At 62.4% G+C, this 11,296-nt stretch carries 11 protein-coding genes; 6 read left to right on the top strand and 5 right to left on the bottom strand.

The annotated features are described in order from the left end of the window. Positions 1–2: 2 nt before the first annotated feature. Entirely contained in the window at positions 3–917 is a 915-nt protein-coding gene (locus BLT50_RS13600; RefSeq protein ID WP_175491477.1) for an MBL fold metallo-hydrolase, read from the bottom strand. Between the two features lie 124 nt (positions 918–1,041). Here BLT50_RS13600 and ypfJ point away from each other — a divergent pair, with 124 nt between their 5' ends. The 4 genes from ypfJ to msrA all read left to right on the top strand — a co-directional run bounded on the left by ypfJ (position 1,042) and on the right by msrA (position 3,440). Further along, complete coding sequence (ypfJ, locus tag BLT50_RS13595) at positions 1,042–1,881, top strand: KPN_02809 family neutral zinc metallopeptidase (protein WP_090029255.1); 840 nt, start codon at positions 1,042–1,044, stop codon at positions 1,879–1,881. Positions 1,882–1,891: 10 nt separating this feature from the next. Further along, positions 1,892–2,398, top strand: coding sequence for a protein-tyrosine phosphatase family protein (locus tag BLT50_RS13590; protein WP_090029254.1), 507 nt, complete (start codon positions 1,892–1,894; stop codon positions 2,396–2,398). Positions 2,399–2,484: 86 nt separating this feature from the next. Then, complete coding sequence (gene msrB / locus BLT50_RS13585) at positions 2,485–2,931, top strand: peptide-methionine (R)-S-oxide reductase MsrB (protein ID WP_090029253.1); 447 nt, start codon at positions 2,485–2,487, stop codon at positions 2,929–2,931. After that, positions 2,931–3,440 carry a peptide-methionine (S)-S-oxide reductase MsrA gene (gene msrA / locus BLT50_RS13580; RefSeq protein ID WP_090029252.1) on the top strand — a complete coding sequence of 170 codons (510 nt, stop codon included), beginning with the start codon at positions 2,931–2,933 and terminating at the stop codon, positions 3,438–3,440. Before msrB ends, msrA begins: the two co-directional genes overlap by 1 nt. Before the next feature lie 55 nt (positions 3,441–3,495). Here the strand turns inward: msrA and BLT50_RS13575 are convergent, their stop codons facing one another. Then, positions 3,496–4,110, bottom strand: a complete 615-nt coding sequence (locus tag BLT50_RS13575; RefSeq protein WP_090029251.1) for a response regulator transcription factor — start codon at positions 4,108–4,110, stop codon at positions 3,496–3,498. Positions 4,111–4,528: 418 nt separating this feature from the next. Between BLT50_RS13575 and BLT50_RS13570 the strand changes: the two genes are divergently transcribed. Continuing rightward, a complete protein-coding gene (locus BLT50_RS13570; protein WP_090029250.1) occupies positions 4,529–7,114 on the top strand; it encodes a PAS domain-containing hybrid sensor histidine kinase/response regulator in 2,586 nt (861 codons plus the stop codon). An 81-nt stretch (positions 7,115–7,195) separates the two neighbouring features. Beyond that, on the top strand, positions 7,196–7,633 hold the full coding sequence (gene aroQ, locus BLT50_RS13565) for a type II 3-dehydroquinate dehydratase (protein ID WP_090029249.1): 438 nt from the start codon (positions 7,196–7,198) through the stop codon (positions 7,631–7,633). Positions 7,634–7,643: 10 nt separating this feature from the next. On the opposite strand, the gene BLT50_RS13560 is transcribed toward aroQ, so the two are convergent. From BLT50_RS13560 to pncA, 3 genes are all read right to left on the bottom strand, one after another. Next, positions 7,644–9,218 (bottom strand): class I adenylate-forming enzyme family protein, encoded by a 1,575-nt coding sequence (locus BLT50_RS13560; protein ID WP_090029248.1) that lies wholly within the window; start codon positions 9,216–9,218, stop codon positions 7,644–7,646. Between the two features lie 90 nt (positions 9,219–9,308). Beyond that, a complete protein-coding gene (gene pncB, locus BLT50_RS13555; protein ID WP_090029247.1) occupies positions 9,309–10,601 on the bottom strand; it encodes a nicotinate phosphoribosyltransferase in 1,293 nt (430 codons plus the stop codon). 72 nt (positions 10,602–10,673) lie between these two features. Continuing rightward, a complete protein-coding gene (gene pncA, locus BLT50_RS13550) occupies positions 10,674–11,273 on the bottom strand; it encodes a bifunctional nicotinamidase/pyrazinamidase (RefSeq protein ID WP_090029246.1) in 600 nt (199 codons plus the stop codon). Positions 11,274–11,296: the final 23 nt, after the last annotated feature.

Here is an 11,296-nt window from a genome sequence, read left to right as displayed (position 1 = left end):
GCCTATTCCCATTCCATCTGGCTGAACACCTCCTGCGCGTTGCGCCGGGCAAGTTGGTCGAACTCGGACAGATATACGAAGGCGGATTGATCGACCTCGACCGATCCGATGATGTCGCCGCCTGCATCAATATACGCGGCGATCCTGTCGCGCAGGTTGGACAGGTAATCGCGCGTGTCTCGGGTGGCCGTGGCAAGGTCGGTCGCAGGCCCATGGCCCGGAACGACATGGGCCGGTTCCAGAGCGGCCATCGCATCGAAGGCATCGAGCCAATGTGCCGACGACGAAAACTCCATAACTCCCAGCACACGCCCGACATAAACGATATCCCCGGCAAAGACCGTGCCCGCCGCGCTGTGCCAGACAAAGCTGTCGCCCGGTGTATGGGCCGGCCCGGCATGCCGGATTTCCAGCGTCGTGCCACCAAGGGTAAGGGTGTAATCGCTGTCGAACGTTATGTCGGCATATGCCGGTTCGGTGCCCGCAAAAGCATCCCCCAGAAGCGTCGACAGCATTGTCTGCTGCATAGAGGCGCGGGCCTTCTGATCGTCCACGGCAGCCTGCGACGCAATGATTGTGGCACCCTTGGCCTTCCAATAGGCGTTGCCGATCCAGCGGTGGTCCTGCCCGCCCGTGTTGATGACATAGCGCACGGGCTGATCGGTGACCGATCGGACCGCGGATTCCAGGTCCGCCGCCCCGCGGGCGCTGCCACCGGCATCTATCAGGACGGCGCCTTCGTCCGTGACGACAAGGCCGAACGTGGCATTGTTACCCAGGTTTTCCGGGCTGCGCTGCCCGAATGGGCCGACGATGGCATAGGCGTCGGGCGCGATCTCGGTCACCGACAGTACCGGTTCGGCGCGCAGACCCGCCGCCGTTATCATCGTCAGGGTCAGGGCAAGGATCAGGCGCATTTCAAACCTCGGAGCAATTGCGGACGTCAGCCTTTTCGATGACAGGGCCGGGCGCATCCATCAAGCTTGCTTTTCGACGCAGGGCGCGGCACCCTTTTCCGCGTTGCCAGTATGGGGGGATACGATGCGTTTGAAAGGTGTACGCGGCAGCCGCAACATCGAGGACCGCCGCCGTTCCGGCGGTGCCACGCGGGCCGGCGGCATAGGCGGTATCGGCCTGCTGGTCATTCTTGCCCTGGGCTATTTCGCCGGGATCGACGTCACCCCGCTGTTGCAAGGGCAGGCACCGGTCACCCAATCAGCCCCGCGCGAGCTGACCGCCGAGGAACAGCGCGCGGCCGAGTTTTCCTCGCGCGTTCTGGCCACCACCGAAGAGGTCTGGGGGCAGGTGTTTCCCGCCCAGTTGGGGCGCGATTACACGCCGCCCATCCTGGTGCTGTATTCCGGGATCACGCAATCGCCCTGCGGCAATGCCAGCGGCGCGACCGGGCCGTTTTACTGCCCCGCCGACCGCAAGGCGTATCTGGATACCGAGTTCTTTGCCACACTGTCACAACGCCTGGGTGCGCGCGGCGATTTCGCTGCGGCCTATGTCATCGCCCATGAGATCGCCCACCACGTCCAGAACGAACTGGGCATTCTGGGGCAGGTGAACGAGCGGCGGCAAGCCGTTGGCCAGACGCAAGCCAACGCGCTGACCGTCCGGCTGGAGTTGCAGGCCGATTGCCTCTCGGGCGTCTGGGCGCGCGCGGTCGACGGATTGTTGGAGCCGGGCGACATCGAAGAGGCCCTGAACGCCGCGCGGATGATCGGTGACGACCTGCTGCAGAAACGTGCGGGCCGCGTGCCGCAGCCGCATACCTTTACACACGGCACCAGCGCGCAGCGCGCGCGCTGGTTCGCGCGGGGATATGAAAACGGCGATCTCAGGCAGTGCGACACCTTCGGTGCAGAAAGGCTCTGACGTGAGCCAGATGGTGATCCATGCCCTGCCCGTCGCAGGCGGGATTCTGGCCATTTGCCCGTTGCCGGGGCGCGGCGGCAGCTATGCCGAGGATATCGAGCACCTGCACGAGTGGCGCCCTTCGCTGGTGGTATCGCTGGCCACCCAGCCGGAACTGGTGGCCGAAGGCGCCGAAACCCTGGGCCAGGACATGCAGGACAGGGGGAGCCGCTGGGTGCATCTGCCCATTCCCGATTTCGGCGTGCCCGACGCGGCCACGGCGCGCAAATGGGACGACACCAGCCAGATTGCGCTTGCGGCGCTGCGCGGGGGCGGGCGGGTTCTGGTGCATTGCATGGGCGGCTGCGGACGATCCGGCATGATCGCCCTGCGGCTGATGATCGAAGCGGGCGAGGCCCCTGCCCGCGCGCTGGACCGGCTGCGCCATGTGCGCCCCTGCGCGATCGAAACGGACGCGCAAATGGAGTGGGCGATCAAGGTCCGGCCGCCGGAATTCATCCATCGGGGCGGACGGTAAAACCTTCGTCATTCAGGTGCGAAACGGGTTTGAATTCCGCCTATTCACACCATTTACTGTATTGCGAACAGGATCGGAGGGCCGGAATGACCAAGTACCACAGATCACCTGATGCCATCGCCGCTTTATCGCCCGAGGAATTCTGGGTGACTCAGGAAAACGGAACCGAACGGCCAGGGACCGGCAAGTACCTTGGCAACAAAGAGCCCGGCATCTATGTCGATATCGTTTCGGGCGAACCGCTTTTCGCATCGGCCGCAAAGTATGAGTCCGGCTGCGGATGGCCGAGTTTCGTCAAACCGATCGAACCTGAAAATGTCGTCGAACTGACCGACACCAGCCACGGCATGGTGCGCGTCGAAGTGCGTTCAAAGCATGGGGACAGCCACCTGGGCCATGTGTTCCCCGATGGACCGCGCGACCGTGGCGGTTTGCGGTATTGCATCAACTCGGCCAGCCTGCGGTTCATCCATCGCGACGACATGGAAGCCGAGGGCTATGGCGCATACATCGAACAAGTGGAGGATATCTGATGGCTGAAGAACGCGCAGTACTGGCGGGCGGCTGCTTCTGGGGCATGCAGGATTTGATCCGCAAGATGCCCGGAGTGTTGCGAACCCGCGTCGGTTACACCGGCGGGGACGTGCCGAACGCGACCTACCGCAATCACGGCACGCATGCCGAAGGGATCGAAATCATCTTTGACCCGTCGCGCATCAGCTACCGCCGCATTCTGGAGTATTTCTTTCAGATTCATGACCCGACAACCATCAATCGCCAGGGCAACGACGTCGGGATGAGCTATCGCTCGGCCATATACTTCGTGGACGAGGATCAGAAACAGGTTGCCTTGGAAACGATCCGCGACGTTGAAGCCAGCGGTCTATGGCCGGGCAAGGTCGTTACCGAAGTGGAGCCGGTTGGCGATTTCTGGGAGGCCGAGCCCGAGCACCAGGATTATCTGGAACGGTTTCCGAACGGGTATACCTGCCATTTCCCGCGCCTCGATTGGGTATTGCCCAAGCGCAACGCCGCCGAATGAAAATGCGCCGCGCAATGCGCGGCGCAAAAAGCGTTTTCCGGGGAAGGGTGACGTATCAGAAAAGCCCGGCATCGCGCGCAAGCAGCGCGGCCTGCGTCCGGTTCGATGCGCCGATCTTGCGGTAAAGGGTTTTCATGTGCAGCTTGACCGTTGGTTCCTGCACGTCGAGATCGCGGGCGATTTCCTTGTTCGACTTGCCTTGTGTCAGCCCTTCCAGAACCTGAAGCTCGCGGCGTGACAGCTTTTCCGCCATTTCGTTCTGCGGGGTTTCTTCATCTGCGGTCATGAAATCGAGCGGCGCGTATTGTTCGCCCATCGCCATGAACTTGACCGCGTTGATCAGCGACTTGGCCGAAAGCGTCTTGGGCAAGAAGCCGGCGGCCCCTGCCGCGAGCGCCTTTTCCGCAATGGATTTCGTTGCGACGCCCGACATCAGCGCGACGCTGACATGGGGGTACGCTTTCATGACCAACTCCATGCCGGCGAGGCCGTTCATGCCGGGCATGTTGAAATCGAGCAGAACGAGGTCGAAACGGTCATCCTTTTTCAGGATGTCCTGCGCCTCGGAAAGATCGCGGGCACAAATGGTTTCGATATCGCCCTGCGACTCAAGGAACATGACCAGCGTGTCACGCAACAGGTCGTGGTCGTCCGCGATGAGAATTTTCATCCTAGTTGTCCTCTGGCGTGGTACCGGCCTATGACCCCGCCGCTGTCTGCTATTTGTTTCTTTTCCTGCCATACGGCCCATTCCGGGCCGATCTCTCCACTATCCATATTGGCTAACGGTCATGGCAAAGTTGTGGCGATTGTTTGTAATTTTCAGCGCACATATCCGATGGATCAGCCCCGCCTATCCGTTGGGATATGTGACTAGCCCGATGACAGACTCGGCGGATTGCCCCGGTCGCGTTTATTCTGGCCTTCGGTATCCCGGTTAAGGTGAAAACAGCCCGAATGACGCGTGTCGCCCGGACGTAAAACGACCGCCAGCGCACCCTGCCGTTCCCTCCGGCAGGCTGCATCGGCGGACGGGCATAAGCGGACACAAGCCGCAGACAACACCCAGAGGCTATACAGGCAATACGATGTTCAGAAAGCAGATCGAGTCGGAACCCACGGACAACAAGCAGCGCACAAAGCACCTTGCGGTGGGGGTTGGCCTGGCCTTTGCGATCATCGCGGCGATCGGCCTTTCGCTGGATGTGGACCGTCGACTGGAAATGCTGAACGCACAGGTCGGGGAAACCACCGCCTTATGGACGGCCTCGCGCGCCGAGCTCGACCTGGCCATTCTGTCAGAGGCGGATCAGGCGGCGCCCGCGCAATCCGTCGATATCCTGCGCAGCCGGGTAACCGAGTTCCGCGATGGTATCGCCATGCTCGAGGATCAGTTGGCGGCGGAAACCTTGCAGGACGATCCCAGGTTCGCGCCCGCGATGGCAGAGCTTTCGGCTTTTGCCGACGATCTCGCCAACAGCGCGGCGCAGACCGATGCTGAACTGGTGGCCGGTCTGCCAGCCCTGGCTGATCGTGCCCGGACCCTTCTTCCCATCATGTCCGAACTGTCGACAGCGGCAAGAATAGTGTTCGCCCAGCGGGCCGAGTTCGAACGGCAGGCCATGGCCGGCACGCTTTACCGGATGGCGGCAACGGCCGTCAGCCTGGTTCTGATCCTGTCGATCTTTGCGATGGTCCTGATGCGGCTTTCGCGCCGTGCGCAGGCGCAGGCAGCACAGCAGCGCGATACCGCAACCCGCTTGCAGCGCATCTTTGAAACGTCGCTCGACGCGGTTCTCGTGTTCGACAGCAAGGGCCGCATTTCCGCGTTCAACGGGGCCGCCGAAAACATGTTCGGCTATGATGCCGAAGAGGCGCTTGGCGCAGAGATCGCCGAACTGGTGGTGCCCGAGTACCGCAAGGCCGCGTTCTATCGGGAGCTTGAGGCCTATGCCGGCACCGGCGCATCGGGCATCGTGGGGGCGGGACGGCTGGAAATGGAAGCGCGCCGCAAGTCGGGGGCGCTTTTCCCGGTCGAGCTTTCGGTTGACCGCGTCGCAGACCGGGATGGGCCGGTTTTCGTGGCATTCGTGCGGGACATCACCGAGCGCCGCGAAACCGAAGCGTCGCTGGTCGAGGCCCGCGACAAGGCACTTGCCGGCGAGCGCGCGAAAGCCGAGTTCCTGGCAGTGATGAGCCATGAAATGCGCACACCTCTGAACGGGTTGCTGGGCACGCTCAGCCTGCTGCGCGACACGCGGCTCGATGCGCAGCAAAAAACGTATGTGAACAACATGTCCGCATCCGGTCAGTTGCTGATGCATCACGTCAATGACGTTCTGGAGATTTCCAAGTTCGAGGCGGGCAAGATCCTGATCGCGAATACCGCGTTCAATCCCGATTCCCTGCTTCATGAACTGATCGAAGGGCAACGCAGCGTGGCCGAGGCGAACAGCAACCAGCTTGGCTATGAATGGTTGTCCGACCCGGTTCCCGCGATGAACGGTGACCCGGTGCGCCTGCGCCAGGTTCTGCTGAACCTGATCAGCAACGCGATCAAGTTCACGCGAAACGGATCGGTTTCGCTGGAATGCGAGGTGCTGGAAATCGGCGATGGCGAGGCGCTGGAATTCCGCGTGGTCGATACCGGGATCGGCATTCCCGAAGCCGAGCTGGACAGGATTTTCGGGGATTTCGAAACCCTGGACAGCACCTATGGCCGGCGCGCCGAGGGCACGGGCCTGGGGCTGGGCATTTCACGCCGCCTGACCGAGGCGATGGGTGGGCAGATCGGCGTGGACAGCATCGAAGGCGAAGGCAGCATCTTCTGGATACGTCTGCCGCTGGAACGGGCCGAATTGCACGATGCCGACGAAACGACCGCCAGCTACACGCATATAAACCGCGCGCTTGACGTACTTATCGTCGAAGACAACCAGATCAACCGTGTCGTCCTGCGCGACATGCTGCTGGCCGAGGGTCACAACGTCACCGAGGCGATGAACGGCGAAGAAGGTGTCAGGATTGCCGAGATGCGGCGGTTCGACATCATCCTGATGGATATCTCGATGCCGATTATGGACGGGGTTCAGGCCACCCGGATGATCAGGGATGGCGATGGACCGTCGCACGAGACGCCGATCCTGGCCGTGACGGCGCATGCCCTGCCCGACGAAATCCGCGCCTTTGGTGCGGCTGGAATGAACGATACCGTCGGCAAACCGATCGAACGCAACGACCTGTTGGCAAAGCTGGCCAGCTACTGCGGGACCGAACCGCCGGAATCGCCGCTTGCCATGGTCGATGCCGAACCGCAGGGGCCGGCCGCGAAGATCGGTGCCGTCGATGACCAGCGCCTGCGCGAACTCATGCAGGATCTGGGCGCTGATGCGACCGGCCAGCTGCTTGACCGGTTCATTCGCGAAACCGACGCGACACTCGAAGAAATCGGGGACAGCGAAACCCGGCCGGTGGACGACCTTGTGCCGCGCCTTCACAAGATCGCCGGTTCGGCCGCCGTTCTGGGCGCTGCCAGCCTGCATTCCCGTTTGGGTCAGCTCGAGGCGTTGGGGAAATCGGGCGAAGAGGCCCCGTTCCGCGAGGGGCTGGCGGATCTTGCCCCGATCTGGGCCCAGACGCGCGCGGAAATGGTCGACATGGTTGGCCGCGCCTGACCCCTCGACAGGACATGCACAAATCCCGATACTGCGCCAAAGCCCCGTCAGCGGGCGAAACAGCTATGGGGCATGTGCAGCATGAGCCGGAATATCCTGATCCTCAACGGACCGAACCTGAACCTGTTGGGCACGCGGGAGCCCGACATCTACGGGGCACAGACGCTCAGGGATGTCGAGAACGCCTGTGTCGGCCTTGCCCGCGAGCTGTCATTGAGCATCGATTTCCGGCAAAGCAACGATGAAGGCGAACTGGTCACCTGGATTCAGCAGGCGCGTGGCCACACCGATGGGATCGTGATCAATCCTGCCGCCTACACGCATACGTCGGTGGCGATCCTCGATGCGTTGAACATGTATGATGGCACCGTGATCGAAGTGCATATCTCGAACATCCACAAGCGCGAAGAGTTCCGGCATCATTCCTACGTGTCCGGCCGTGCCGACGGGGTGATCGCGGGCTGCGGCACGAACGGCTACCTGCTGGCCCTACGCCAGATAGCGCATCGCCTGGGATAACCGGGCGGCGTCAGATCTTGCGCCCGGTGGCCTCCCAATAAGGGATGCGGAGTTCGCGTTTCAGGATCTTGCCAATCGGGCTGCGGGGCAGCTCGTCGCGGATTTCCACGGCTGACAGTCGGTGGCTTTTGCCCAGGCGCGTGTTCGCCGCCTTGCAGATGTCATCCGCGCCGCGTGTCGCCCCCGCGCGCAGCACGACAAGGCCCAGCGGGGTTTCGCCCCATTCATCCGACGGAACACCGATCACGGCCGCGTCCGTCACGTCCGGGTCGGACAGCAGCACGAGTTCGAGATCGTTGGCATAGATGTTCAGCCCGCCGGAAATGATCATGTCCTTCTTGCGGTCCGACAGGACAAGAAAGCCGTCCTTGTCGAAACTGCCCATGTCACCCGAGCGGAAGAACTGCGTGCCGTCCGCATCGGTCCAGATGTAATCGGCGGTCAGGTCATCGCGCCCGAAATAGCCCGACATCATCGTGGGCGAGCGGCCGACGATTTCACCCACCTCGCCCTGCGGCAGGGGCTTGCCGTCGTCACCGATGATGCGGATTTCGGAAAACTCGGCTGGCGAGCCGACAGTATGCAGCTTGTCCGGTTGCTCATCTGCCACCAGAACGGTGACACCGCCGCCCTCGGTCAGGCCGTAGTATTCGATCAGCTTGCCGGGAAAGCGGGCCAGGACATCGGCCTTCACATCCGCGCGCAACGGGGCCGAGGTGGAAAACTTGCGCCGCATCGACGTCAGGTCGAAGCTGTCGAAATCCGGCACATCCATGATGCGCTTGTACTGCACCGGGACCAGCATCGTGTGTGTGATGCGTTCGGCCTGCACGATCTCAAGGTACCCCCGCGCGTCGAACTTGGGCATCAGGTGCACCGTGCCGCCGCCGACCATTGCCGGCAGAAAGCACACGATCGTCGTGTTCGAGTAAAGCGGCGTCGATATCAGCGTGCGCGCATCGTCATCGGTATAGCCGTTGGGTTCGACCCGCGACATCTGGGCCGCGCGCATCCAGTGATTGTGCAGGATGCCCTTGGGTGTACCCGTCGTTCCCGAGGAATAGATCAGGTTGCACGGATCGTCCAACGTGACCGGAATGGCCGGATCGCCGGCGTCGGCCTGCGCAAGCATGTCTTCATAGCGGGGCAGATCCGCGTCGAAATCCATCGCCACGGTTCGCGCGGGGATGGCTTGCAGGAAAGGCGCGGCAAGATCGCGGTACTGATCGGCCAGGAAAAATACCTTGGCCCCGCAATCGATCAGCATCTTTTCCAGCGCCTCGGACGCGGCAAGCGTGGACAAGGGCGTGATGATGGCACCGGCACGCAGGGTGCCGATGAACACTTCGGCATATTCGACCGAATTGGGCGCCAGCATCGCGACGCGATCACCCTTTTGCACACCCATGCCGATCAACGCGTTGGCGACACTGTTCACCCGTTCGTCGAACTCGGCCCAGGTGCGGCGCGTATCGCCGCATACCACCGCCTCGCGCCCCGGATTGCGCGCCGCGCTGGCGCGGATCATGTCGTTGACGGTTTCACGGGGCGGATTGTCGGGCGTGGGCGGCGTGATGCGGATCATGGATGCGTGAACCTCCTCCTGTTCGGGGGGAGATTCACCACGCTTTGACCCGATTGCAAGAGGGTGGGATTTATTTCCGCCAGTCGGAAATCAAACCACCACCTCCATCCGTTCCTGCTTGCCCACGCCGAACACGCGCTTGTAGCGCGCGATCTGGTCCTCGGGGCCCATCGCCTTTTCGGGGTTGTCCGACAGTTTCACCGTGGGCCGGCCATTGGCCGACACCGCCTTGCACACCAGCGAGAACGGCGCCAGCGCGTCGCCTTCGGTCAGGCCGCGGAAATCGTTGGTCAGCAGGGTTCCCCAGCCAAAGGACACCCGAACGCGGCCGGCGAAATGCGCCTGCAGCTCGGCGATCTTGTCCACGTCCAGCCCGTCGGAGAAGATCACCAGCTTTTTCGTCGGATCCTCGCCGCGATCCTTCCACCATTTGATGGCGGTCTCGGCGCCCTTGGCAGGATCGCCGCTGTCGATGCGCATGCCGGTCCAGCCGGCAAGCCAGTCGGGTGCGCGATCCAGGAACCCTTCGGTGCCATAAGTATCGGGGAGGATGATCCGCAGGTTGCCGGAATGCTCTTCGTGCCAGTCGGCCAGCACCTGATAGGGCGCCTGGGCCAGTTCTTCGTCGCTGTCGGCCAGCGCGGCATAAACCATGGGCAGTTCATGCGCGTTCGTGCCGATCGCCTCAAGGTCGCGGTTCTTGGCAATCAGGCAGTTCGAGGTGCCCACGAACTTTTCGCCCAAGCCTTCGTGCAGGGCGCGCACACACCAATCCTGCCACAGGAAGGAGTGGCGGCGGCGCGTGCCGAAATCGGCCAGGCGCAGGCCGTCGATCTGGCGCAGCGCCTCGACCTTTTCCCACAGCTTGGTCATGCCGCGGGCATATAGAACCTGCAGTTCGAACCGTTTCATGTCATGCAGCACGGCACGGCCGCGCAGCTCCATCAGAACGGCCAGGGCGGGAATTTCCCACAGCATCACTTCGGGCCAGGATCCTTCGAATGTCAGCTCGTACTGCCCGTCGTGCTTTTCCAGGTGATAGGGCGGCAATTGCAGGTTCTCGAACCACTCCATGAAATCGGGGCGGAACATCTGGCGCTTGCCGTAGAACGTATTGCCGCGCAGCCAGGTGCTTTCGCCGCGCGTCAGCCGGAGCGAACGGATATGATCCAGCTGCTCGCGCAGCTCGCCTTCGTCGATGATCTCGGCCAGGCGAATGTTTTTCGTCCGGTTGATCAGACTGAAGGTGACTTGCGTGTCGGGCTTGTTGCGAAAGACCGACTGGCACATCAGCAATTTGTAGAAATCGGTGTCGATCAGCGACCGGACGATCGGGTCGATCTTCCACTTGTGGTTCCAGACGCGGGTGGCGATGTCGACCATGGCGGCCTCCGGGCAATTCGGTTGGGTCTGGTTAAAGCATCAAACCCGGCGGTTGCAAGCAGTGGCGCGTATTCAAGCCAGGGCAACGCCGGCTTGCCGCATCCCTTCCAGCGCCGCGTCCAGCGACCCTTCGAGGTCGATACCCCGGCACAGATCCCGCCGTACGGTCACGTCAAAGCCAAGCTTGACGGCATCGAGGGCCGAGAAGTTCACGCAGAAATCGGTGGCCAGCCCGACCATCACCAACCGGCTGATGCCACGCGTGCGCAGATATCCTTCGAGTCCGGTCGGCGTCTTGTGATCGTTCTCGAAGAAGGCGGAATAGCTGTCGATGTTGCGGTTGTATCCCTTGCGGATGATCATGTCGGCCCGGTTGGCCTGCAACGCGGGATGAAACTCGGCGCCGCGCGTCCCCTGAACGCAGTGATCGGGCCACAATACCTGTGGTCCATAGGGCATCTGCGTCATCTCCATCGGCGCCTTGCCGGGATGCTGCGACGCGAAAGAGCTGTGATCCGCAGGGTGCCAGTCCTGGGTCAGGATCACAGCGCCGACTGCGTCCATCGCCGCATTGATGCCGGGAACGATCTGGTCGCCGCCTGCCACGGCCAACGCCCCGCCGGGGCAGAAATCGTTCTGCACGTCGATCACGATCAGTGCGGTCTGGGTCATCGGCTTTCTCCATATGGCGCGGG

It is taken from the genome of Lutimaribacter saemankumensis, assembly GCF_900100005.1.
Lineage (GTDB): Bacteria > Pseudomonadota > Alphaproteobacteria > Rhodobacterales > Rhodobacteraceae > Lutimaribacter > Lutimaribacter saemankumensis.
This window is presented reverse-complemented; position numbering and strand designations above follow the sequence as displayed.